The sequence below is a fragment of the Streptomyces sp. NPDC056296 genome (assembly GCF_042268605.1).
Taxonomy (GTDB): domain Bacteria; phylum Actinomycetota; class Actinomycetes; order Streptomycetales; family Streptomycetaceae; genus Streptomyces.
Window position 1 is genome coordinate 146,560 of sequence record NZ_JBHJRX010000001.1, and the last position, 21,166, is coordinate 167,725.

The window sequence follows — 21,166 nt, forward strand, 5'->3', positions numbered from 1 at the left end:
CTCCTCGTTGGCAGATTCGTTCGCGGACTCGTTCGCAGGCTCGTTCTCAGACGGTGGGCATAACGCCGAGCAGCAGTCCGGCGGCGACGACGATGTACGCCATGAGGGAGACCGTGCCGGTGGCCAGCAAGGTGGCGCCCTTGGGCTGGCGCACCATCTGGTAGGCGACGAGGCCGGGCACGATGAAGCCGAGGGTCTGGTTGCCGTACAGGAGCGGGAACTCGATCGAGAGCACGATCATCACCGTGGCCTGGAGCAGTACGCCCAGCAGCACCACCGCGGCGAACAGCCGCTTGCCGTAGAGGATCACCAGCCGCTGCATGATCTTGGTGCCCGCGTAGGTCAGCGCGGTGACGCCCACCATCATGGCCGCGCGCTGGAGGTCCTCGATGAGGGTCAGCGCGATCCAGCCCGGCGTGATCATGCCACCGGGCGACAGATTGGTGGTGAGGTAGCACAGCAGCGAGAAGAACAGGCCTATGGCGATGCCGAGGGCGGCCATCTCGGGGGTGAGTGCGGCGGTGGTCAACGGGGTCTCCGGGCAGGTGGGCGGGGGGTCCCGCCGTAGGGGTCGTCGTGCGCTTCGTCGTGGGGCGGCCAGGGCTCCCGGTCGGGGGCGTACTGCCCGTACTGCTGCTGTCCGTACTCCGGCTGCTGTCCGTACTCCGGCTGCTCGTACTCCTGCTGTCCGTACCGCTGCTGCCGCTCGTACTGACCGTGCTGCTGCCCGTACGGGCCCGTCGGCTGGGCCGGGACGCGGACCACCGGGATCTCCTGGGTCTGCGAGGCCTGGTAGCGCTCCTCGTACGCCGTCGGGTACGAGGCGAACGGGTCCAGGCTCGGCGCCGCCGCGCCGGTGTCGCCGTCGCTGTCGTCCGCCGGGAGCTCGGCCAGGTACTCCAGGAGTTCCTCGCCCTGGCCGTGGATGTTGCCGATGGCGACCAGGGAGGAGCCGTCGGACATCCGGCCGAGCAGCGCCGGCATGAACTCGTCGGCCGACCGTCGCTCGCCGCCCAGGTCCACCGCCCTCTCGCGCCACTGGGCGGGGATGGCGTCGATGGCGCTCTTGGACGGGTGCCCGATCACGAAGACGTTGTCGGGCTGGAGGTCGGGGATGATCTCGCCCATCTGCCCGTTGCGCTCCACGCGGTCCGGACGGCAGTTGATCACCACGTTGAGCGGGCGGCGGATCGCGCCGAGATCGAGCAGCTGGTTGATGTTCATCAGCGTCGACTCGGGGTCGTTGGCCGCGAAGACGTTGGCGAAGGCGAGGCGCTTGCCCTCGGGGGCCACGTAGCGCTCCACGGAGAGCACGCCCGGGTCCGGCGGGGCGTCGTACATGCCCTGGAGGGCGACCTGCCGCTCCACGCCGACCAGTTCGGCGACGACCAGGGCGATCGCGACGTTCTCCTTGAAGGTGAACCAGCTGAACCCGCGCAGCTCCTCGTCGCTGACCATCTCCGGGTCCGCGTAGACCAGCCGGCAGTTACGGGCGTCCGCCTCCTCCTGGAGGATGTGGAAACGCTCCTTCTCGGCGGTGACGCAGATGCCGTTCTCGGGCATCGAGCGGCACAGCGAGCGCGCCACGTCGTCCAGGGTCGGGCCCATCTCGGCGAGGTGGTCCTCGCGGACGTTGCACAGCACGCCGATCGTGGAGCGGATCAGCTTGCTCTGGTTGACCTCCTGGAGCGCCGGCATGACCGCCATGCACTCGATGACCAGCGCGTCGGGACGGTAGGTGGCGGCGCGGCGGACGATGCCGATCTGCTCGACGACGTTGGCGATGCCGAACTTGCGGTAGACCGGCTCCTCGGTGGCGTCGGGGTGGATGAAGCGCGCGGCGGTACCGGTCGTCTTGGCCACGGTGACCAGGTCACCGCCGCGCAGCGCGCCCGCGCACAGCCGGGTGATGGAGGACTTGCCGCGGATGCCGTTGACGAGCACGCGGGAGGGGATGGAGTGCAGGGCCGCGTAGTGCCGGCGCTGCTCCACGATGCCCGCGACGAGCAGGAACAGGCTGCCGGCCAGCAGGACGAAGTACAGATAGAGCACTCGGGATCACCTTCCTCCGGCGCCGAGCCGGGGCTCGGCGGGCCGGCGGGCCTGGTTCTGTCGGCGGGCCTGCAACTGCTGGCGGAGCAGTTCGAGGCTGCGGACGACGGCCCCGACCTCGTCCTGGTAGCGCGGGTAGTGCACGGTCTTGAGGTCCCCGTCGGCGAGCTTCTCGGCGCTGGTGGCCAGGGCCCGCAGTGGCCGTGCGACGACCAGGTACACCCAGCCCAGGCAGACGACGATCGCGGCGAGGCCGAGCATCCCGGCGAGCACGCTGCGGTCCTCGCGCTCGTAGGCGGCGATCTCGAAGTGGTCGGCGTCCTGGCTGCTGACCACGGTCCAGCCGAGGTCGGAGGCGATGCCGCCGCCGGAGAAGGGGGCCGCGGCGGCCACGGTGACGTCGCCGCCGTCCCGGATGAGCAGGCCGTTCTCGACGGGGCCGGCGCCGACCCGTACGTTGCCCGCGCGGACCAGGTCGGTCAGGGCGTCGCCGGGCAGCTTCTCGAAGGCCAGGAAGCCGTCGCTGCCGGCGACGGTCCGCGCGTCGGCGTTCACCACGCGGACCTCGCCGAGGCCGGGCCGCTTCAGCAGCGAGTTGAGGAACTCCACCCGTACCTCGCCGACCAGGGTGGTGCCCTTGTGCTCCGGCACGGGGGCGGCGGCCTGGATCACCGGCTTCCTGTCTCCCTTGCCGGAGACGCGGACGGGCGGCAGGTCCTCGTCGTCGCTCCAGTCGTGCGGGTCTCCCCCGGCCCGGGCGACGACCTCGCCGTCGGCGTCCACGACGTACAGGGCCTGGTAGCGGGTGTGCTCCTCCAGGGCGTCCGACAGCAGGGTCTCGGCGGCGTCGGGGTCGTCCGCGTCGATCAGCCGGGAGGTGGAGACGAGGTCCGCCTGGGCTTCGTTGAGCGCCCGGCGGACGCGGTCGGCGATCAGGTCGGTGCGGTCCCGCTGGTCGTTGACGATGGTGGCGGGCACGCTGACCGAGCCGTCGGTGCGGTTCAGCAGCAGGCCGACCGGCACACACCACAGCAGCAGCAGAACGGCGGTCACCCCGAGCGGCACGCGCATGCCGAGGCGGACCTTGCCGCTCTTGGCGCCGGGGCCTTGGTCGGGGCCTTCGCCGGTGCCGTGGAGCTGGGTCCGCAGGCGTTCCAGCGCGGCGCCGATCCGGGCGGCCTCGCCCCAGCGGGGCACCGCGACGGGCCGGGTCAGATCGCCGCGGGCGAGCCGGCGGGACTCCAGGAACAGCCGCAGCAGCGGGCGCTGCACGGCCGCCCACAGCACGGCCGCCGCCAGCAGCCCGAGCACGACCAGCGCCCCGGCCGCGAACAGCCCGTACAGTTCCCGGCCCGTCTCGGCGGCACCCTGCTGCTGGACCACGGGCAGCATCGCCACCACGGTGAGCCCGAGGCCCGCGGCGACGCTGTCCTTCTCCTCCGGGTCGGAGGAGGCGAGGGAGGCGTACCCGGCGGTGGTGACCCGGCCGTTGTAGTCGTCGCCCAGCAGGGTCCCGCTGACGCCGGGGTAACCCCGGGAGCCGGGCTCCCGTGCGGTGACGGGGTGCTCCTCGGTGCGTTCGGCGGCCTGGTCGGAGATGTGGGACATCTGCTTCTGGAGGAAGACGAGTTCCTTGCGCTCCTGGTCGGAGTTGAGGGCCTCGGACTGTTCGAAGCCCTCGGTCGCGAGGACCTCACCGTCCCGGGCGACGACCGCCATGCTGCGGAACGGACCCAGGTTGATGGCGGGTACGGACAGGCTGTTGGAGGCGATCAGCAACTGCTGCGGCCGGTCCTTCGCTTCGAGGAGCGCCATCGTCATCAGCCGGACGTCACCGGTCTCCAGCCGCACCATGCGGGGCGTGAGGGCGTGCTCGCCGGTGAGGACGTCCTTGTCGAGCCAGGCGAGAGGAATCCTTTCGCCACGCGCGGCGAGGACCTTGCCGCTCTCCAGGTCGATCACTGTGGTGCCGGTCCACTTCTGGTAGGTCCGGCCCAGGTCGGACAGGACGCGCTCCGGCTCCTCGGGCTTCTGGGCGTTCAGCGCGGCGGCGGTGCGCTCCAGGTCCGTGACCCGCTCGTCGATCGAGGCGCGCAGCGCGATCGCGCCGTCCTCCGCGAAGTGCTGCTGCGAGGACAGCACGGCCTTGGGCACCACGGTGTCCTCGCCGGGACCGAGCACCTTCGCCGTGAGCGCCGCCAGGGCGACGATCAGCAGACACAGCACCGCGATCGGGGGACGGATGCCGCCCAGGAGGGGCATGTCCGCACGCCTGCGGCTGCGTCGCCGCCCTTTCCGCCCGGAGTTCGCGGCACGACTCGATGTCACCGGTCTTCTTCCTTGGTTGCTACGGGGATGCCCAGCGCGCGCTGGACGCACCGCTGCCGCGGTCGTGCGACGCCGTCACTACAAAGACTGATAAATGCCGTCAAGGTTGTGTCCTCGACGCGGAACGCGGTGTGGCGCTGCTCACTCCTCCAGGGACAGCGACTTCAGGCCGTCGCCGCCGGGAGCGCCACGGTTGTAGAGGAATCCGCGCGTGCGGTCGGCGGCCAACCGGTAGCGGGCGAGCCGCTCCTCGGACAGGCCGTCCGGGTGGTCGAGCTGGTGCTGCACGTCCACCAGCCGGTGGTCCTCGACTGCGCCGTCGGGCAGTTCCTCACCGGGCTCCACCTCGGGCGGGATGTCCACCAGCGTGGTGCGGTAGCGGGCGGTGACGTCCCAGCCGCCCTCGGTCGTCTCCCGGAACTCGAACCAGCCGATGGCCCCCTCCTCGGTCAACCCGGTCGGGGACGAGTGCCGGGCCACCTGGTTGCCGAGGCCGTAGGCGATCCAGGTGCCGTTCACCTTCTGGATCGGCTGGACCACGTGGGCGTGGTGTCCGATCACCAGGTCGATGCCGGTCTCCTCGGTGATCCGCCGGGCCAGCTCCAGCTGCGGCACGCTCGGCTCGTTGTAGTGCTCAAGACCCCAGTGGACCGAGAGGATCACCACCTCGGCCCCCGCCTTCCGGGCCCGGCCCTCGTCCTTCTTGATCTCCTCGGTGCTGCTCCGGTTGAAGGCCCAGCTCTGCTTCTCGGGCGTGGGGTTGAGGAAGGACTCCCAGGAGTACGCGAGATGCGCGACCTTGACGGCGTTGACGTCACGGACGTTGATCTGCTCTGCTTCCTCGGACGTACGCGCCGACCCGGCGTGCCCGAGGCCCACCTCGTCCATGGCGTCCAGCGTCCGCCGTACGGCCTTGAGGCCGTGATCGAAGGTGTGATTGGAGGCCGTGGAGCAGGTGTCGTACCCCACGTCCTTCAGAGCCGTCAGGATCTGCGGCGGCACCAGGAACTCCGGGTACCCCTGGAAGGGACCCTTGGGCTTCCCGACGGGTGTCTCCATGTGACAGATCGCCAGGTCCGCCTCGCCGATGACCGGCTTCACGCCGGCGAGCAGCGGACCGAAGTCCAGTCCGGCCTCGCCCTCGCCGGTCTCCTCGGCGTCCTTGGCCGCCTGCTCCACCAGCTCGGGGTGGATCAGTACGTCACCCGCGGCGGCCACGGTGAACGAGCGTCCGCCGGGCTTCGCCTGCGGCTCCACGGACCCGTCGACGGACCCGGAGGCGCACGCGGTGGCCAGAGTGGCGGTAACCACCAGGATCGCCACGGCACGACCCATACGGAGAGACTTACGGAATGTCACCGAAACATGTTCACATGGGCCTCACAACTCACCCTGTCTTTACCATTACAAGACAGTCTCGCTTTGTGTTCGTTTTCGGTCTGATAGGTGTCTTCCTGGTGCTGACCGGGTGTCAGGCGTCCTCCGACTCCTCCACGGAGGCCTCGGAGCCGAAGGCGCGTGAGCTGGTCGACCTGCGCAGCCGCGTCCTGTCGTACACGAAGGATCTGGACCCCGACGACCCCTACTCGCCGCCCGGCGAGGCGCAGCGCGCCCAGCTGGCCCGAGGCGTCGGCAGTCTGCTGGAGGGCGACGCGCGCGAGGCCGAGCGGCTGCTCGCCCCGGTCGGTCTCGGCGTCACCCGGCTCACCGACACCGAGTCCGGCCGGCGCTACGACGAGGTCGCCGCCACCGGCTCGGGCGAGAGCGCCCGGTGGGGCCGGCTCTACCTGAACGCCGACTCCCGCGTCCGCTGGAGCGCGCAGGTGCCGCACCCCGTCTCCGACCGGGACACCGAGGAGCTGGGCGTGCGGCTGCTGGAGGACACCCCGGGCGGCGCGCTGGTGCTGGCCGGCGCCCACCGCCGGGCCGGGCGCGGGGACGCCGCCGACGTCGCCCACCGCGAGGACAGCGCCTTCCACGGCATCGTCCTGGAGCTGCAGGAGCGCGGTGTGCCCGGCATCCAGCTGCACGGCTTCGCCGAGTCGACCACGGACCGCTACGACGCCGTCCTGTCCACCGGCGCCGCGGAGAGCGCCCCCGGCGAGGTCTCCGCCCTGGCCGACCGGATGGAGTCGGAGGGGCTGCGGGTCTGCCGTGGCTGGTCGGCGCGCTGTCCACTGGAGGGCACGACCAACGTCCAGGGCCGCGCGGCCCAGCGGCAGCACGCGACCTTCGTCCACCTGGAGCTGGCACCCGACGCCCGGGGCGACGGCAGGGACGCCGACGAGGCCGCGGACACCTTGGCCGGACTGCTCAGCACCTGGGCGGGCGACTGACCGGCGCCCGCGGACGCCCGCCCGCTCAGCAGCAGCCGGCCGCCGGCAGGGACCGCCTGTTCCGCGCCTCCTTGTTCCGGGCCGCCAGCAGCTCGTCGGCCGGGTAGCCGACCTCCTCCAACGTCAGCCCGTGCGGCCGTACGACGTGCACGGCGGAGTCCCGTACGCCGGCCGCGAGCACCTTCCCCGGCCAGTCGGCCCCCCGGTGCCCGTCGCCGACGAACAGCAGCGCCCCGATCAGGGAGCGCACCATGTTGTGACAGAAGGCGTCGGCCCGCACGGTGGCGGTGATGATCCCGTCGTCCGCACCGCGCACCAGGCTCAGCTCCTGGAGCGTCCGGATGGTCGTGGCCCCCTCCCGCTTCTTGCAGTAGGCGGCGAAGTCGTGCTCGCCCAGCAGTCCGCCGGCGGCCTCGTTCATGGCGTCCACGTCGAGGGGCCAGTCGTGCCACAGGACATGGCCGCGCAGCAGCGGGTCGACGCCGCCGGGGTTGTCGGTGACCCGGTAGGCGTAGCGCCGCCAGATCGCGGAGAACCGCGCGTTGAAGCCGGCGGGCGCCTCGCGCAGGGCCCACACCCGTACGTCCGTGGACAGCCGGCCGGCGAGCCGCTTGAGCAGCTTCGCGTTGTGCTCGGCCCAGACCTCACGCGGCAGGTCGACATGGGCGACCTGGCCCCGGGCGTGCACCCCGGCGTCGGTCCGCCCGGCCACGGTCAGCTCGTACGTCTCACGGGACCGCGTGACCGTCCGCAGCGCGTCCTCGATCTCCCCCTGCACGGTCCGCCGCCCACCGGCCTGCTTGGCCCACCCGGAGAACTCGCTCCCGTCGTACGACAGATCCAGCCGCACCCGCACGAACCCGGGCTCCACTTCGTCACTCACCCAGAGATCCTCTCAGCAAAACGAAAGCGGGCCCGCCCCTCGAAAGGAACGGACCCGCGAACGCCCGTAAGGGGCGCGGGGAACTGCGCGACAAGCCACGACGAAGCCGCAGCCGCAATCACACAGCCCCCGGCAGAACGCTTACGCGTCCTTCGACTCCTCGGCCGCAGCCTCGTCGTCGGCCTTGGCCGTGTCGACCTTGGTCTCCTCGGCAGCCGGAGCAGCCTCGGCGTCCTTGGCGGAGCGCTTCGTCGCCGCCTCGGCCTCGCCGGTCGCCTCCTGCGCCACGGTCAGCGCCTCGACCAGCTCGATGACGGCCATGGGCGCGTTGTCGCCACGGCGGTTACCGATCTTGGTGATCCGGGTGTAGCCACCGGGACGGTTCTCGTAGCGCGGGCCGATCTCGGTGAAGAGCGTGTGCACGATGCTCTTGTCCGTGATCACCTGGAGCACCTGACGGCGGTTGTGAAGGTCGCCCTTCTTCGCCTTGGTGACCAGACGCTCGGCGTACGGACGCAGCTTGCGCGCCTTCGCCTCGGTGGTGGTGATGCGGCCGTGCTCGAACAGCGACTTCGCGAGGTTCGCGAGGAGCAGCTTCTCGTGCGCGGCACTGCCGCCCATACGGGCACCCTTGCTGGGCTTCGGCATGGTGTTTCTCCTAAGTGTCTGCCCCGGCCGTATCAGGTACCGAAGTCAGTATCCGAGCAGGCGGCCGCCTGTCGGAGACCCCGCGCCCCAAAGGGGCGCGGGGAACTGCGCGACCAGCCACAACCGGCCGGCAGCAAGAATCGAACCGTCGAACCCGAGCTCAGTACTGCTCGGTCTCGACGAAGCCCGCATCCGCGTCGTCGTCCGCGCCGAACGCGTCCGCCGCCGCGGTCGGGTCGAACCCGGGAGGCGAGTCCTTCAGCGCAAGCCCCATACCCGCGAGCTTGGCCTTGACCTCGTCAATGGACTTCGCACCGAAGTTGCGGATGTCCAGCAGGTCCGCCTCGGAACGCGCGACGAGCTCACCCACGGAGTGGATGCCCTCACGCTTGAGGCAGTTGTACGACCGAACGGTGAGCTCCAGCTCCTCGATCGGCAGCGCCAGATCGGCGGCGAGCGCCGCGTCCGTCGGGGACGGACCCATGTCGATGCCCTCGGCGTCGATGTTCAGCTCGCGGGCGAGACCGAACAGCTCGACCAGGGTCTTACCGGCCGACGCCATGGCGTCGCGCGGACGCATGGCCTGCTTGGTCTCGACGTCGACGATCAGCTTGTCGAAGTCGGTGCGCTGCTCGACACGCGTGGCCTCGACCTTGTACGTGACCTTGAGAACCGGCGAGTAGATCGAGTCGACCGGGATGCGCCCGATCTCCTGACCGACCTGCTTGTTCTGCACGGCGGAGACGTAGCCGCGACCGCGCTCGACGGTCAGCTCCATCTCCAGCTTGCCCTTGCCGTTGAGCGTGGCGAGGACGAGGTCGGGGTTGTGCACCTCGACACCGGCCGGGGGCGCGATGTCGGCGGCGGTGACCAGACCCGGACCCTGCTTGCGCAGGTACATCACAACGGGCTCGTCGTGCTCGGAGGAGACGACCAGCTGCTTGATGTTGAGGATGAGGTCGGTGACGTCCTCCTTGACGCCCGGCACGGTGGTGAACTCGTGCAGGACACCGTCGATACGGATGGACGTGACCGCCGCACCCGGGATCGAGGAGAGGAGCGTACGGCGCAGGGAGTTGCCGAGGGTGTAACCGAAGCCCGGCTCCAGCGGCTCGATGACGAACCGGGAGCGGAACTCGTCGACGACCTCTTCGGTCAACGAGGGACGCTGAGCGATCAGCATGTGGTGATCCTTCAGTCAGGGGCGCCCGCTATTTGACGCCCGACTAGTACTGCAAGGGTACGGGCGATACGACCCGAAAGAGCCGTACCGCCCGGAAAACCCTGGTGAAGCGAGATCAGACGCGTCCGGCAGGACGCGACGGATCAGACGCGACGACGCTTCGGCGGACGGCAGCCGTTGTGCGGCGTCGGGGTGACGTCCTGGATCGAGCCGACCTCGAGGCCGGTCGCCTGGAGCGAACGGATGGCGGTCTCACGACCGGAACCCGGGCCCTTGACGAAGACGTCGACCTTGCGCATGCCGTGCTCCTGCGCGCGACGGGCGGCCGACTCGGCGGCCATCTGCGCGGCGAAGGGGGTGGACTTGCGCGAGCCCTTGAAGCCCACGTGGCCGGCGGAGGCCCACGAGATCACGTTGCCGGTCGGGTCCGTGATGGACACGATCGTGTTGTTGAACGTGCTCTTGATGTGCGCGTGGCCGTGAGCGACGTTCTTCTTTTCCTTGCGGCGCACCTTCTTGGCAGCGCCCTGACGTCCCTTGGGGGGCATGTCGTTCTCCTACGGGAGGTGGTCGGTCCTACAGCGAAGACCGCTGGACGGCGAGTCCGCTGCGGACTACTTCTTGCCCGGCTTCTTCTTGCCGGCGATGGCGCGACGCGGGCCCTTGCGGGTACGCGCGTTGGTGCTGGTGCGCTGACCGCGGACGGGCAGACCGCGACGGTGGCGGAGACCCTGGTAGGTGCCGATCTCGACCTTGCGGCGGATGTCGGCCTGGACCTCGCGACGGAGGTCACCCTCGGTCTTGATGTTGTTGTCGACGTACTCGCGGATCGCGACGAGCTGCTCCTCGGTGAGGTCACGAACACGGGTGTTCGGGTCCACCTCGGTGGCAGCCAGCGTCTGCTGCGAGAGAGTCCGGCCGATGCCGAACACGTAGGTGAGGGCGATCTCGACGCGCTTTTCGCGCGGGATGTCAACACCGGAAACGCGTGCCATTCAATGGCTCCAGTTGATCTTCGGAGGTCTTCCACAGAACCGGTCTCCGGCCGCCGGCCTCTTCACGCTGTGGCACGGCCACAGTCGAAGATTAGGTACGGCACGGGTCCCCGGCCTCCGAACCGGGGGTGTCGGACGCCTGGGCGTCCGGGTTCTGCGTATGAACAATTCAGCTCGCGTCGCGCGAAGTCTTGCGAATCGCGGAGGGAACGGTCGTGCGTCAGCCCTGGCGCTGCTTGTGGCGCGGGTTGTCGCAGATGACCATGACCCGACCGTGACGGCGGATCACCCTGCACTTGTCGCAGATCTTCTTGACGCTCGGCTTGACCTTCATGGGTGTGAGGTTCTCCGGGTCAGTTGCCGGCGGCCCCGCGCGGAACACACGCGGGACGTGGGCAAGATCTACTTGTACCGGTAGACGATCCGGCCACGCGTCAGGTCGTACGGAGACAGCTCCACCACGACCCGGTCGTCAGGGAGGATGCGGATGTAGTGCATGCGCATCTTGCCGCTGATGTGTGCCAGGACCTGGTGGCCGTTCTGGAGCTCGACCCTGAACATGGCGTTCGGAAGAGACTCGACGACAGTGCCCTCGATCTCGATGGCACCTTGCTTCTTGGCCACGCTTCGCCCTTCGAATCGACTACCTTGATCGACTCCCCTACACCGTACGAGTGCATGCAGGCATGCGGGTGCACGAGAGCCGACGAGTCAGTCTACGTCAGCACACCCGGAAAGGCGAAACGAGGTAGCCTGCCCCACCGGGGTGATCGTTATGCGACGGAAACCGCCCCGGCAGCCGTAGCGCGGACCCGGATCAGGACAGCGGATCCGGCGCCGCCGTCACGCCCAGCTCCGCCAGCTTCGCCTTGCCTCCGTCCCCTCCTCCACGCCCTTCTCGCGGGCTCGGCGCCGGGGCGCCTCACAAGCTTCGAAGGGCTGCGCCGGCCTCCGACCGGCAGCCGTGGCGCGGGCCCGGATCAGGACAGCGGATCCGGCGCCGCCGTCACGCCCAGCTCCGCCAGCTTCGCCTTGCCGCCGTCAGGGGACGTCAGGACCAGTGGGCCCTGTTCCGTGAGGGCCACCGAGTGCTCCCAGTGGGAGGACCAGGTGCCGTCCGTCGTGATGACGGTCCAGTCGTCCTCCAGGACCTCCGTGCGCGGGGTGCCGAGGGACACCATCGGCTCGATGGCCAGGCAGAAGCCGGGGACCAGCTTCGGGCCCTTGCCGCGTCGGCGGTCGACGTAGTTCAGCAGGTGCGGGTCCATGTGCATCTCGGTGCCGATGCCGTGACCGCCGTAGTCCTCGATGATCCCGTACTTGCCGCCACCGGGCTTGGGCTGGCGGCGGATGTACGTCTCGATGGCCCGGGAGACGTCGACGAGTCGGTTGCCCTGCTTCATGGCCGCGATGCCCGCCCACATCGACTCCTCGGTCACCCGGGAGAGCTCGACCAGCTCCGGGGAGTGGCCGGAGCCGACGAAGGCCGTGTACGCGGCGTCGCCGTGCCAGCCGTCGATGATCGCGCCGCAGTCGATGGAGATGACGTCCCCGTCCTTGAGGACGACGTCGTCGGACGGGATGCCGTGGACGACGACCTCGTTCACGGAGGTGCAGATGGTCGCCGGGAAGCCGCCGTAGCCGAGGAAGTTCGGCTTGGCGTTGTACTCCGTGAGCACCTTGCGGGCGACCTGGTCCAGGTCCTTGGTCGTGGCGCCGGGCACGGCGGCCTCGCGCGTGGCCGCGTGGATGGCGGCGACGACCAGCCCCGCCTCACGCATCTTGGCGATCTGCTCGGGGCTCTTGATCTGCACCATGGGGACTGCGGCCTTTCTGGACCGGAGAGCAAGGGGAACGCTTCCAACGATACGGGGCAGGGATCGGCCCCACCCCACAGCACAGCCGCGGCCCCTGAGCGAGGGACCGCGGCTGCAGCCTGACTGTGAGAACTACTGGTCGCGCTTGAGCGCCTCCAGCGCACGGCCGGTGACCTCGGCCACCGGTCCCGTCGCCGCGATGGTGACGACCAGGCCCTGCGCCTTGTAGTAGTCGATGATCGGCTCGGTCTGCGTGTGGTAGACCTCGAGCCGCTTGCGGACCGTCTCCTCGGAGTCGTCGCCCCGCTGGTACAGCTCGCCGCCGCAGACGTCGCAGACGCCTTCCTTCTTCGGCGGCGAGTACGTCACGTGGAAGACGTGCGCCGAGTCGTTGCGGCAGACGCGCCGGCCGGCGATCCGCTTGACGACCTCGTCCTCCGGGGCCTCCAGGTCCAGCACCGCGTCGAGCTTCATGTCCTCGGTCTCGAGGAGCTCGTCCAGCGCCTCGGCCTGGGAGACGTTGCGCGGGAAGCCGTCCAGCAGGAAACCGCCCTCGGCGTCGGGCTGCTCCATGCGGTCCTTCGCCATGGCGATGGTCACCTCGTCCGGTACGAGGTTGCCGGCGTCGATGTACGACTTGGCGAGCTTGCCCAGGTCGGTCTGCTGGCTGATGTTCGCGCGGAACAGGTCACCCGTGGAGATGTGCGGAATGTGCAGCGTCTCGGCAAGGCGGGTGGCCTGCGTTCCCTTACCGGCACCCGGCGGCCCGACGAGGACGATTCGCATCAGCGGAGGAACCCTTCGTAATTGCGCTGCTGGAGCTGGCTCTCGATCTGCTTCACCGTCTCAAGACCCACACCCACGATGATGAGGATGCTGGTCCCGCCGAACGGGAAGTTCTGGTTTGCCCCGAAACCGGCCAACGCCATTGTCGGTACGAGAGAGATCAGGCCCAGATACAGCGAACCCGGCCAGGTGATCCGGTTGAGTACGTAGCTCAGGTACTCAGCGGTCGGTCGGCCAGCCCGGATGCCCGGGATGAACCCACCATACTTCTTCATGTTGTCCGCGACTTCCTCGGGGTTGAACGAGATCGCCACGTAGAAGAAGGCGAAGAACACGATCAGGAGGAAGTACAGAGCGACGTGCGACGCGGCCTCGGGGTCGGCCAGGTTCTTCTGGATCCAAACGGCCCAGCCCGCCTGCGAGCCGGAGAACTGGACGATCAGAGCCGGAATGTAGAGCAGCGACGAGGCGAAGATGACGGGGATGATGCCCGCCTGGTTCACCTTGAGCGGGATGTACGTGGACGTACCGCCGTAGGAGCGGCGGCCGATCATGCGCTTCGCGTACTGCACCGGGATGCGGCGCTGGGCCTGCTCGACGAAGACGACCAGGCCGACCATGACGAAGCCGACGAGCATGACGATGCCGAACTCGATCCAGCCGCCCGCCAGGGTGCCCTCCTGCTTGATGGCCCACAGAGCGGAGGGGAAGGTCGCGGCGATCGAGATGAACATCAGGATCGACATGCCGTTGCCGACGCCGCGGTCGGTGATCAGCTCGCCGAGCCACATGACGGTGGCCGTACCGGCGGTCATGGTGATCACCATGACGATGGTGGTGAAGATGGCCTGGTCGGGCACGATCTGACCGGCGACGGTGCAGCCGGAGAAGAGGGCGCCGCTGCGCGCGGTGGCCACCAGGCCGGTGCCCTGGAGGATGGCGAGCGCGATGGTCAGGTAGCGGGTGTACTGCGTGATCTTCGCCGTACCCGCCTGGCCCTCCTTCTTCAGGGCTTCCAGGCGCGGGATGACCACGGTCAGCAGCTGCAGAATGATGCTCGCCGTGATGTACGGCATGATGCCGAGCGCGAAGACCGTGATCTGCAGCAGGGCGCCGCCGCTGAACATGTTCACCAGACCGAAGATGCCCTGGTTGCCGGACGCCTGGTCCACACACTCCTGGACGTTCTTGTAGTCGACGCCTGGGATGGGGATGTGGGTACCGAGCCGGTACACCACGATGATGCCGAGCGTGAAGAGCAGCTTCTTGCGCAGGTCGGGCGTCTTGAACGCCCGGGCGAACGCGGTGAGCACGGTGCCTCCTGCGACCCCCGCGCTACTGCGTCAAGGGTGACGGTCTTGAGGATTCGACTGACGACATAAGTAAGTAACGGTCAACTGCCGCCCAGGGTGCCCCATGTGACGCACCCGTGAAAGAGGGCAGCGCAGGCCACCTTACCGGCGGGAGCACTTCCCTTGGAACGACCAACCGGGGATACCCCTTTTGTGGGGCATCCCCGGTTGGGATCGCTCAAGTCATCGAGACGCCTGAAGGGTTCAGACGAGCTCGGTGACGGTACCGCCGGCGGCGGTGATCTTCTCCTTGGCGGAGCCGGAGACGGCGTCGACCGTCACCTGCAGCGCCACGGAGATCTCGCCCTGGCCGAGGACCTTGACGAGGCTGTTCTTGCGAACGGCACCCTTGGCCACCAGACCCTCGACGGTGACCTCGCCACCCTCGGGGTAGAGCGCGGCCAGCTTGTCGAGGTTCACGACCTGGAACTCGGTCTTGAACGGGTTCTTGAAGCCCTTCAGCTTCGGAAGACGCATGTGGAGGGGCATCTGGCCACCCTCGAAGCGCTCCGGAACCTGGTAACGGGCCTTCGTACCCTTGGTACCACGACCGGCCGTCTTACCCTTCGACGCCTCACCACGACCCACACGGGTCTTGGCGGTCTTGGCGCCCGGGGCGGGACGGAGGTTGTGGATCTTGAGCGGGTTCTGCTCACCCATGATCAGTCGACCTCCTCGACCGACACGAGGTGGCGGACGGTGTGCACCATGCCGCGGAACTCGGGGCGGTCCTCCTTGACGACCTGCGTGTTGATCCCCTTGAGACCAAGGGAACGCAGGGTGTCACGGTGGTTCTGCTTGCTGCCGATGTAGGACTTGACCTGCGTAATCTTGAGCTGCGCCATGATTACGCACCCGCCCCGGCACGTGCACGGAGAAGAGCCGCGGGGGCGACGTCCTCGAGCGGCAGACCACGGCGGGCCGCGATCTCCTCGGGACGCTGCAGGCCCTTGAGGGCCTCCACGGTCGCGTGCACGATGTTGATCTGGTTGTCGGAGCCGAGAGACTTCGACAGCACATCGTGAATACCGGCGCACTCGAGCACGGCACGCACCGGACCACCGGCGATAACACCGGTACCCGGGGACGCGGGCTTGAGCAGCACGACGCCGGCAGCCTTCTCACCCTGGATGGGGTGCGGGATGGTGCCCTGGATACGGGGGACCTTGAAGAAGTGCTTCTTGGCCTCCTCAACACCCTTGGCGATGGCGGCCGGCACCTCCTTGGCCTTGCCGTAACCGACACCCACGGTGCCGTCACCGTCGCCCACCACGACCAGCGCGGTGAAGCTGAAGCGACGACCACCCTTCACAACCTTGGCGACGCGGTTGATCGCGACGACGCGCTCAACGTAAGCGGTCTTCTCGGCGGCAGCTGCGCCGCCGTCACGGCCCTTCCGGTCCCGCCGCTCGCCGCCACCGGCACCGCCACCGCGGCGCTGGGGTCCAGCCATTGGAATTACCTCTCTCTGTTTCCGCTAGCGATACGGAACCGGGTCAGAACTTCAGACCGGCTTCGCGGGCGGCGTCCGCCAGGGCGGCGATGCGCCCGGCGTACTGGTTGCCACCGCGGTCGAAGACCACGGCCTCGACACCCGCGGCCTTGGCGCGCTCGGCGACCAGGGCGCCGACCTGCTTGGCCTGAGCGGACTTGTCGGCCTCGCCGCCACGGATCGAGGTGTCCAGGGTGGACGCCGACGCAAGGGTGTGACCCTTGAGGTCGTCGATCACCTGGGCCACGATGTGGCGGTTCGAGCGGGTAACGACCAGACGGGGACGCTCCGCCGTACCCGAGAGATTCTTGCGAATCCGGATGTGACGGCGCTTGATCGCGGCGCGCTTGTATGCGTCGCCCTTGAGGATCTTCTGTCCGTATGCCATGGCTTACTTACCCGCCTTTCCGACCTTGCGGCGGATGACTTCGCCCTCGTACTTGACGCCCTTGGCCTTGTACGGGTCGGGCTTGCGCAGCTTGCGGATGTTGGCCGCAACCTCGCCGACCTTCTGCTTGTCGATGCCCTCGACCGAGAAGTGGGTCGGGTTCTCCACCTTGAAGGTGATGCCCTCGGGGGCCTCGACCAGGATCGGGTGGCTGTAGCCGAGGGAGAACTCCAGGTTCGAACCCTTGGCGAGCACGCGGTAACCGACACCGCTGATCTCGAGCTTCTTCACGTAACCCTGGGTCACGCCGGTGATCATGTTCGCCACCAGCGTGCGGGACAGGCCGTGCAGGGCCTTGCTCTGACGCTCGTCGTTGGGGCGGGTGACGTTCAGAACGCCGTCCTCACCCTTGGCGATGTCGATCGGCGCCACGACGGTGTGAGTCAGCGAGCCCTTCGGGCCCTTGACCGAGACCGTACGGCCGTCGATGGTGACGTCCACGCCGGCGGGAACCGCGATGGGGAGCTTGCCGATGCGCGACATAGCTGTTTCCTCCGTTCCCTTCCGCTACCAGACGTAGGCGAGAACTTCTCCGCCTACGCCCTTCTTGCCGGCCTGCTTGTCGGTGAGGAGCCCGTGCGACGTGGAGATGATCGCCACGCCGAGGCCACCCAGCACCTTGGGCAGGTTGGTGGACTTCGCGTACACCCGGAGACCGGGCTTGGAGATCCGCTTGATGCCCGCGATGGAGCGCTCACGGTTCGGGCCGAACTTCAGCTCGAGGACGAGGTTCTTGCCGACCTCGGCGTCCTCGGTCTTCCAGCCCGTGATGAAGCCCTCCTGCTGGAGGATCTCCGCGATGTGAGACTTGATCTTGGACGCCGGCATCGTCACGGAGTCGTGGTACGCCGAGTTCGCGTTCCGCAGACGCGTAAGCATGTCTGCGATCGGATCAGTCATGGTCATGAATTGGCCTTCGGCCTCTCTCGCCGTGGTTTCCTGATGCGCCATCCCTCTCCCCGATCCGAGACGGGACGGGTGCGGCGCGGTGGACCTACGGCGTAGTAAGCAAATGTTTGCAGGCACTGCCTGCGGGCGTACGGGTGGCAGACGCCCAACTCCACAAGCCTAAGGCATGCGGAGCCGGGCCTCTGCCGACCCGGTTGCTTACCGAGAGTCTGAATAACCCGGAATTACCGGATTACCAGGAGCTCTTGGTCACGCCCGGCAGCTCGCCACGGTGAGCCATCTCACGAAGGCACACGCGGCACAGGCCGAACTTGCGGTAGACGGAGTGCGGGCGGCCGCAGCGCTGGCAGCGCGTGTAGCCACGTACACCGAACTTGGGCTTGCGAGCAGCCTTGGCAATCAGAGCCTTCTTCGCCATCTCGCTCACGCCTCCTTGAAGGGGAAGCCGAGGTGACGAAGGAGCGCGCGGCCCTCAGCGTCGTTGGTCGCCGTGGTCACCACGGTGATGTCCATACCCCGGGTGCGGTCGATCTTGTCCTGGTCGATCTCGTGGAACATGACCTGCTCGGTGAGACCGAAGGTGTAGTTGCCACGGCCGTCGAACTGCTTGGGGGACAGACCACGGAAGTCGCGGATGCGCGGCAGCGCGAGCGACAGGGTGCGGTCCAGGAACTCCCACATGCGGTCGCCACGGAGCGTGACGTGGGCACCGATCGGCTGGCCCTCACGCAGCTTGAACTGCGCGATGGACTTACGGGCCTTGGTGACGGCCGGCTTCTGACCGGTGATCGTGGTGAGGTCCTTGATGGCACCCTCGATCAGCTTGGAGTCGCGGGCGGCGTCGCCCACACCCATGTTGACCACGATCTTGACGAGGCCGGGGATCTGCATGACGTTCTCGTACGAGAACTCCTCACGCAGCTTGCCCGCGATCTCCTCGCGGTACTTCGTCTTCAGACGCGGAGTGGTGGTGGTAGCCATCAGATGTCCTCACCCGTCCGCTTGGCAACGCGAACCTTGTTGCCCTCGTCGTCGAAGCGGTAACCGACGCGCGTGACGACCTTGTTGCCGTCCTTCTCCACGACCAGCTGGACGTTGGAGACGTGGATCGGGGCCTCGGTGGTCACGATGCCGCCGGCCTGCGAACCGCGAGCGGTCGGCCCGGCCTTGGTGTGCTTCTTGACCCGGTTGACACCCTCGACCAGGACGCGGTCCTCACGGGGGAAGGCCGCGATGACCTTGCCCTGCTTGCCCTTGTCCTTACCGGTGATGACCTGGACCAGGTCGCCCTTCTTGATCTTCATGCTCACAGCACCTCCGGCGCGAGGGAGATGATCTTCATGAACTTCTTCTCGCGCAGCTCACGGCCCACCGGGCCGAAGATACGGGTGCCGCGAGGGTCGCCGTCGTTCTTCAGAATGACGGCGGCGTTCTCGTCGAAGCGGATGTACGAGCCGTCGGGACGGCGGCGCTCCTTGACGGTGCGAACGATGACCGCCTTGACGACGTCACCCTTCTTCACGTTGCCACCGGGGATCGCGTCCTTGACGGTGGCGACGATGACGTCACCGATACCCGCGTAGCGGCGGCCCGAGCCACCGAGCACACGGATGGTGAGAATTTCCTTCGCACCCGTGTTGTCGGCGACACGCAGCCGCGACTCCTGCTGGATCACGTCTATCTCCTGATTGTCTGCCGGTTCCCGGCAGGGGCCTCAATACGAGGGCCCCTGCCGAGCCTGGCGGAACTGACCTGCGTGGGTTTGCCCCGCAGGAGGTTTACTTGGCCTTCTCGAGGACCTCGACGACGCGCCAGCGCTTCGTCGCGGACAGCGGCCGGGTCTCCATGAGGAGGACACGGTCGCCGACGCCCGCGGCGTTCTGCTCGTCGTGAGCCTTGAGCTTGTTGGTACGGCGGATGACCTTGCCGTACAGCGCGTGGGTCACGCGGTCCTCGACGGCGACGACGACGGTCTTGTCCATCTTGTCGCTGACGACCAGACCCTGACGGGTCTTGCGGAAGCCGCGGCCGGCCTTCGTCTCTTCAGTCACGTTGCTCTCGCTCATCAGGCGCTCTCCACCGTCTCGATGCCCAGCTCGCGCTCACGCATCAGGGTGTAGATCCGCGCGATGTCCTTGCGGACGGCCTTGAGCCGACCGTGGTTCTCGAGCTGACCCGTCGCCGCCTGGAAGCGGAGGTTGAACAGCTCTTCCTTGGCTTCGCGGAGCTTCGCGAGAAGCTCCTCGTCACCCAGTTCGCGCAGCTCGGACGCCTTGGTACCGGCCGACATCACGCTTCACCTGCCTCGCGCTTGACGATCCGGCACTTCATCGGCAGCTTGTGGGCCGCACGAGTCAGCGCCTCACGGGCGATCTTCTCGTTGGGGTAGGACAGCTCGAACATGACCCGACCCGGGTGCACGTTCGCGATCCACCACTCGGGGGAACCCTTACCGGAACCCATGCGGGTCTCGGCCGGCTTCTTCGTGAGCGGGCGGTCCGGGTAGATGTTGATCCAGACCTTGCCGCCACGCTTGATGTGGCGGGTCATCGCGATACGGGCCGCCTCGATCTGGCGGTTGGTCACGTACGCCGGCGTGAGGGCCTGGATGCCGTACTCGCCGAACGCAACCGTCGTACCGCCCTTGGCCTGACCACGGCGCTTCGGGTGGTGCTGCTTGCGGTGCTTGACCCTACGGGGGATCAGCATTTCGGTCAGGCCTCCGTTCCGCCAGTAGAAGAGGTCGGTGCCTCAGCCGGAGCGGCAGCGGCGGGCGCCTCGGCCTTGGGGGCCTCGGCGGCCGGAGCCGACTGCTGCTGCGGCTTGCGACCGCGACCGCCACGCTCGCCACCGCGGCCACCACGGGCCGGGCGGTCGTTGCCACCACGGGCCGGGCGGTTGCCGGCGCGGGCAGCGGCGTTCTCGGCGCGGACCTCGGCGATGTTCTTGACGTCGCCCTTGTAGATCCAGACCTTCACACCGATGCGGCCGAAGGTCGTCTTGGCCTCGAAGAAGCCGTAGTCCACGTTCGCGCGGAGCGTGTGCAGGGGCACACGGCCCTCGCGGTAGAACTCCGAGCGGGACATCTCGGCGCCACCGAGGCGGCCACCGCACTGGATCTTGATGCCCTTGGCGCCGGCCTTCATCGTGCCCTGCATGCTCTTGCGCATGGCACGACGGAAGGAGACGCGGGAGGAGAGCTGCTCGGCGACGGCCTGGGCCACCAGCTGAGCGTCCGTCTCCGGGCTCTTGACCTCGAGGATGTTCAGCTGGACCTGCTTGCCGGTCAGCTTCTCCAGGTCACCGCGGATGCGGTCGGCCTCGGCGCCGCGGCGGCCGATGACGATGCCCGGGCGAGCGGTGTGGATGTCCACCCGCACGCGGTCACGGGTGCGCTCGATCTCCACCTTCGAGATGCCGGCGCGCTCCATGCCGGACGTCATCATCCGACGGATGGCGACGTCTTCCTTGACGTAGTCCTTGTACAGCTTGTCGGCGTACCAACGCGACTTGAAGTCGGTCGTGACACCGAGCCGGAACCCGTGCGGGTTTACCTTCTGGCCCATTACCGGGTTCCTTCCTTGCTGCTGACGACCACGGTGATGTGGCTGGTCCGCTTGCGGATCCGGTAGGCGCGGCCCTGGGCGCGCGGCCGGAACCGCTTCAGGGTCGGGCCCTCGTCGACGTAGGCCTCGGAAATGACGAGGCTGTCGGCGTCGGTGTGGTCGTAGTTGTGCGCGGCGTTGGCGATGGCGCTGTCCAGCACCTTGCCGACCGGCACGCTCGCGGCCTGCGGGGCGAAACGCAGGACCGCCTGAGCCTCCGTGGCATCCATGCCACGGATAAGGTCCACCACGCGGCGGGCCTTCATGGGCGTGACGCGGATGTACCGCGCCTGGGCCCTGGCTTCCATGGTTGTCCTTCCAGTGTCTGTCAT

Annotated in this window: 30 protein-coding genes; 1 reads left to right on the top strand and 29 read right to left on the bottom strand. The window is 68.1% G+C overall.

The window, feature by feature from the left end; translation table 11 throughout:
* Positions 1-46 precede the first annotated feature (46 nt).
* The 4 genes from ACFCZF_RS00670 to ACFCZF_RS00685 all read right to left on the bottom strand — a co-directional run bounded on the left by ACFCZF_RS00670 (position 47) and on the right by ACFCZF_RS00685 (position 5,715).
* A complete protein-coding gene (locus ACFCZF_RS00670; RefSeq protein ID WP_184761006.1) occupies positions 47-529 on the bottom strand; it encodes a poly-gamma-glutamate biosynthesis protein PgsC/CapC in 483 nt (160 codons plus the stop codon).
* Positions 526-2,052, bottom strand: a complete 1,527-nt coding sequence (gene pgsB, locus ACFCZF_RS00675; protein ID WP_376669809.1) for a poly-gamma-glutamate synthase PgsB — start codon at positions 2,050-2,052, stop codon at positions 526-528. Before pgsB ends, ACFCZF_RS00670 begins: the two co-directional genes overlap by 4 nt.
* A gap of 6 nt (positions 2,053-2,058) precedes the next feature.
* Positions 2,059-4,314 carry a HAMP domain-containing protein gene (locus ACFCZF_RS00680; RefSeq protein ID WP_376669810.1) on the bottom strand — a complete coding sequence of 752 codons (2,256 nt, stop codon included), beginning with the start codon at positions 4,312-4,314 and terminating at the stop codon, positions 2,059-2,061.
* Between the two features lie 207 nt (positions 4,315-4,521).
* Positions 4,522-5,715, bottom strand: coding sequence for a CapA family protein (locus ACFCZF_RS00685; RefSeq protein WP_376669811.1), 1,194 nt, complete (start codon positions 5,713-5,715; stop codon positions 4,522-4,524).
* Between the two features lie 17 nt (positions 5,716-5,732).
* Between ACFCZF_RS00685 and ACFCZF_RS00690 the strand changes: the two genes are divergently transcribed.
* Positions 5,733-6,716: a hypothetical protein gene (locus ACFCZF_RS00690; protein WP_376669812.1), complete on the top strand. Its 984-nt coding sequence runs from the start codon at positions 5,733-5,735 to the stop codon at positions 6,714-6,716.
* A 25-nt stretch (positions 6,717-6,741) separates the two neighbouring features.
* Here ACFCZF_RS00690 and truA read toward each other — a convergent pair whose 3' ends face one another.
* The 25 genes from truA to rplV all read right to left on the bottom strand — a co-directional run bounded on the left by truA (position 6,742) and on the right by rplV (position 21,142).
* The gene (gene truA / locus ACFCZF_RS00695; protein WP_376669813.1) at positions 6,742-7,599 is read right to left on the bottom strand and encodes a tRNA pseudouridine(38-40) synthase TruA; all 858 of its coding nucleotides are present in this window, start codon (positions 7,597-7,599) and stop codon (positions 6,742-6,744) included.
* Between the two features lie 141 nt (positions 7,600-7,740).
* Entirely contained in the window at positions 7,741-8,247 is a 507-nt protein-coding gene (rplQ, locus tag ACFCZF_RS00700) for a 50S ribosomal protein L17 (RefSeq protein WP_376669814.1), read from the bottom strand.
* Between the two features lie 160 nt (positions 8,248-8,407).
* Positions 8,408-9,430, bottom strand: a complete 1,023-nt coding sequence (locus tag ACFCZF_RS00705; protein ID WP_003966937.1) for a DNA-directed RNA polymerase subunit alpha — start codon at positions 9,428-9,430, stop codon at positions 8,408-8,410.
* A gap of 143 nt (positions 9,431-9,573) precedes the next feature.
* Positions 9,574-9,978, bottom strand: coding sequence for a 30S ribosomal protein S11 (gene rpsK / locus ACFCZF_RS00710; protein WP_003948617.1), 405 nt, complete (start codon positions 9,976-9,978; stop codon positions 9,574-9,576).
* A gap of 66 nt (positions 9,979-10,044) precedes the next feature.
* On the bottom strand, positions 10,045-10,425 hold the full coding sequence (rpsM, locus tag ACFCZF_RS00715; RefSeq protein ID WP_279560360.1) for a 30S ribosomal protein S13: 381 nt from the start codon (positions 10,423-10,425) through the stop codon (positions 10,045-10,047).
* Between the two features lie 220 nt (positions 10,426-10,645).
* Positions 10,646-10,759, bottom strand: coding sequence for a 50S ribosomal protein L36 (gene rpmJ / locus ACFCZF_RS00720; protein ID WP_003974245.1), 114 nt, complete (start codon positions 10,757-10,759; stop codon positions 10,646-10,648).
* Between the two features lie 68 nt (positions 10,760-10,827).
* Positions 10,828-11,049, bottom strand: a complete 222-nt coding sequence (gene infA / locus ACFCZF_RS00725; RefSeq protein WP_004927214.1) for a translation initiation factor IF-1 — start codon at positions 11,047-11,049, stop codon at positions 10,828-10,830.
* 356 nt (positions 11,050-11,405) lie between these two features.
* Complete coding sequence (gene map / locus ACFCZF_RS00730; protein ID WP_376669815.1) at positions 11,406-12,242, bottom strand: type I methionyl aminopeptidase; 837 nt, start codon at positions 12,240-12,242, stop codon at positions 11,406-11,408.
* A 132-nt stretch (positions 12,243-12,374) separates the two neighbouring features.
* A complete protein-coding gene (locus ACFCZF_RS00735) occupies positions 12,375-13,028 on the bottom strand; it encodes an adenylate kinase (RefSeq protein WP_376669816.1) in 654 nt (217 codons plus the stop codon).
* Positions 13,028-14,341: a preprotein translocase subunit SecY gene (secY, locus tag ACFCZF_RS00740; protein ID WP_375907011.1), complete on the bottom strand. Its 1,314-nt coding sequence runs from the start codon at positions 14,339-14,341 to the stop codon at positions 13,028-13,030. Before secY ends, ACFCZF_RS00735 begins: the two co-directional genes overlap by 1 nt.
* Before the next feature lie 243 nt (positions 14,342-14,584).
* Complete coding sequence (gene rplO / locus ACFCZF_RS00745) at positions 14,585-15,040, bottom strand: 50S ribosomal protein L15 (protein WP_043381011.1); 456 nt, start codon at positions 15,038-15,040, stop codon at positions 14,585-14,587.
* Positions 15,041-15,042: 2 nt separating this feature from the next.
* Positions 15,043-15,225, bottom strand: a complete 183-nt coding sequence (rpmD, locus tag ACFCZF_RS00750; RefSeq protein WP_006140898.1) for a 50S ribosomal protein L30 — start codon at positions 15,223-15,225, stop codon at positions 15,043-15,045.
* 2 nt (positions 15,226-15,227) lie between these two features.
* Positions 15,228-15,833, bottom strand: coding sequence for a 30S ribosomal protein S5 (gene rpsE / locus ACFCZF_RS00755; RefSeq protein WP_004927232.1), 606 nt, complete (start codon positions 15,831-15,833; stop codon positions 15,228-15,230).
* A gap of 43 nt (positions 15,834-15,876) precedes the next feature.
* Positions 15,877-16,260 carry a 50S ribosomal protein L18 gene (gene rplR, locus ACFCZF_RS00760; RefSeq protein WP_121748663.1) on the bottom strand — a complete coding sequence of 128 codons (384 nt, stop codon included), beginning with the start codon at positions 16,258-16,260 and terminating at the stop codon, positions 15,877-15,879.
* A gap of 3 nt (positions 16,261-16,263) precedes the next feature.
* Positions 16,264-16,803 (bottom strand): 50S ribosomal protein L6, encoded by a 540-nt coding sequence (gene rplF / locus ACFCZF_RS00765; RefSeq protein ID WP_003974253.1) that lies wholly within the window; start codon positions 16,801-16,803, stop codon positions 16,264-16,266.
* Between the two features lie 24 nt (positions 16,804-16,827).
* Positions 16,828-17,226, bottom strand: a complete 399-nt coding sequence (gene rpsH, locus ACFCZF_RS00770) for a 30S ribosomal protein S8 (RefSeq protein WP_026248232.1) — start codon at positions 17,224-17,226, stop codon at positions 16,828-16,830.
* 235 nt (positions 17,227-17,461) lie between these two features.
* A complete protein-coding gene (locus ACFCZF_RS00775; protein ID WP_003948630.1) occupies positions 17,462-17,647 on the bottom strand; it encodes a type Z 30S ribosomal protein S14 in 186 nt (61 codons plus the stop codon).
* Between the two features lie 5 nt (positions 17,648-17,652).
* Positions 17,653-18,210, bottom strand: a complete 558-nt coding sequence (gene rplE / locus ACFCZF_RS00780; protein WP_123625782.1) for a 50S ribosomal protein L5 — start codon at positions 18,208-18,210, stop codon at positions 17,653-17,655.
* The gene (gene rplX / locus ACFCZF_RS00785; RefSeq protein WP_003974256.1) at positions 18,210-18,533 is read right to left on the bottom strand and encodes a 50S ribosomal protein L24; all 324 of its coding nucleotides are present in this window, start codon (positions 18,531-18,533) and stop codon (positions 18,210-18,212) included. The genes rplE and rplX overlap by 1 nt, the downstream gene beginning before the upstream one ends.
* Positions 18,534-18,535: 2 nt before the next feature.
* Positions 18,536-18,904 (bottom strand): 50S ribosomal protein L14, encoded by a 369-nt coding sequence (gene rplN / locus ACFCZF_RS00790; protein ID WP_003974257.1) that lies wholly within the window; start codon positions 18,902-18,904, stop codon positions 18,536-18,538.
* Positions 18,905-19,007: 103 nt separating this feature from the next.
* A complete protein-coding gene (rpsQ, locus tag ACFCZF_RS00795; protein WP_055418364.1) occupies positions 19,008-19,295 on the bottom strand; it encodes a 30S ribosomal protein S17 in 288 nt (95 codons plus the stop codon).
* Entirely contained in the window at positions 19,295-19,519 is a 225-nt protein-coding gene (gene rpmC / locus ACFCZF_RS00800; protein WP_003998824.1) for a 50S ribosomal protein L29, read from the bottom strand. Before rpmC ends, rpsQ begins: the two co-directional genes overlap by 1 nt.
* Positions 19,519-19,938 (bottom strand): 50S ribosomal protein L16, encoded by a 420-nt coding sequence (rplP, locus tag ACFCZF_RS00805; RefSeq protein WP_004927269.1) that lies wholly within the window; start codon positions 19,936-19,938, stop codon positions 19,519-19,521. Before rplP ends, rpmC begins: the two co-directional genes overlap by 1 nt.
* Before the next feature lie 5 nt (positions 19,939-19,943).
* Positions 19,944-20,795 (bottom strand): 30S ribosomal protein S3, encoded by an 852-nt coding sequence (rpsC, locus tag ACFCZF_RS00810; RefSeq protein WP_376669817.1) that lies wholly within the window; start codon positions 20,793-20,795, stop codon positions 19,944-19,946.
* Entirely contained in the window at positions 20,795-21,142 is a 348-nt protein-coding gene (gene rplV, locus ACFCZF_RS00815; RefSeq protein WP_030619142.1) for a 50S ribosomal protein L22, read from the bottom strand. Before rplV ends, rpsC begins: the two co-directional genes overlap by 1 nt.
* Positions 21,143-21,166: the final 24 nt, after the last annotated feature.

Coding starts and splice junctions, on each gene's coding strand:
- ACFCZF_RS00680 (WP_376669810.1), bottom strand. CDS start 4,314: ATGCCCCTCCTGGGCGGCATCCGTCCCCCGATCGCGGTGCTGTGTCTG.
- ACFCZF_RS00685 (WP_376669811.1), bottom strand. CDS start 5,715: ATGGGTCGTGCCGTGGCGATCCTGGTGGTTACCGCCACTCTGGCCACC.
- ACFCZF_RS00690 (WP_376669812.1), top strand. CDS start 5,733: ATGTCACCGAAACATGTTCACATGGGCCTCACAACTCACCCTGTCTTT.
- rplQ (WP_376669814.1), bottom strand. CDS start 8,247: ATGCCGAAGCCCAGCAAGGGTGCCCGTATGGGCGGCAGTGCCGCGCAC.
- ACFCZF_RS00705 (WP_003966937.1), bottom strand. CDS start 9,430: ATGCTGATCGCTCAGCGTCCCTCGTTGACCGAAGAGGTCGTCGACGAG.
- rpsK (WP_003948617.1), bottom strand. CDS start 9,978: ATGCCCCCCAAGGGACGTCAGGGCGCTGCCAAGAAGGTGCGCCGCAAG.
- rpsM (WP_279560360.1), bottom strand. CDS start 10,425: ATGGCACGCGTTTCCGGTGTTGACATCCCGCGCGAAAAGCGCGTCGAG.
- rpmJ (WP_003974245.1), bottom strand. CDS start 10,759: ATGAAGGTCAAGCCGAGCGTCAAGAAGATCTGCGACAAGTGCAGGGTG.
- map (WP_376669815.1), bottom strand. CDS start 12,242: ATGGTGCAGATCAAGAGCCCCGAGCAGATCGCCAAGATGCGTGAGGCG.
- ACFCZF_RS00735 (WP_376669816.1), bottom strand. CDS start 13,028: ATGCGAATCGTCCTCGTCGGGCCGCCGGGTGCCGGTAAGGGAACGCAG.
- rplO (WP_043381011.1), bottom strand. CDS start 15,040: ATGGGTGAGCAGAACCCGCTCAAGATCCACAACCTCCGTCCCGCCCCG.
- rpmD (WP_006140898.1), bottom strand. CDS start 15,225: ATGGCGCAGCTCAAGATTACGCAGGTCAAGTCCTACATCGGCAGCAAG.
- rpsE (WP_004927232.1), bottom strand. CDS start 15,833: ATGGCTGGACCCCAGCGCCGCGGTGGCGGTGCCGGTGGCGGCGAGCGG.
- rplR (WP_121748663.1), bottom strand. CDS start 16,260: ATGGCATACGGACAGAAGATCCTCAAGGGCGACGCATACAAGCGCGCC.
- rplF (WP_003974253.1), bottom strand. CDS start 16,803: ATGTCGCGCATCGGCAAGCTCCCCATCGCGGTTCCCGCCGGCGTGGAC.
- rpsH (WP_026248232.1), bottom strand. CDS start 17,226: ATGACCATGACTGATCCGATCGCAGACATGCTTACGCGTCTGCGGAAC.
- ACFCZF_RS00775 (WP_003948630.1), bottom strand. CDS start 17,647: ATGGCGAAGAAGGCTCTGATTGCCAAGGCTGCTCGCAAGCCCAAGTTC.
- rplE (WP_123625782.1), bottom strand. CDS start 18,210: ATGGCTACCACCACCACTCCGCGTCTGAAGACGAAGTACCGCGAGGAG.
- rplX (WP_003974256.1), bottom strand. CDS start 18,533: ATGAAGATCAAGAAGGGCGACCTGGTCCAGGTCATCACCGGTAAGGAC.
- rpsQ (WP_055418364.1), bottom strand. CDS start 19,295: ATGAGCGAGAGCAACGTGACTGAAGAGACGAAGGCCGGCCGCGGCTTC.
- rpmC (WP_003998824.1), bottom strand. CDS start 19,519: ATGTCGGCCGGTACCAAGGCGTCCGAGCTGCGCGAACTGGGTGACGAG.
- rplP (WP_004927269.1), bottom strand. CDS start 19,938: ATGCTGATCCCCCGTAGGGTCAAGCACCGCAAGCAGCACCACCCGAAG.
- rpsC (WP_376669817.1), bottom strand. CDS start 20,795: ATGGGCCAGAAGGTAAACCCGCACGGGTTCCGGCTCGGTGTCACGACC.
- rplV (WP_030619142.1), bottom strand. CDS start 21,142: ATGGAAGCCAGGGCCCAGGCGCGGTACATCCGCGTCACGCCCATGAAG.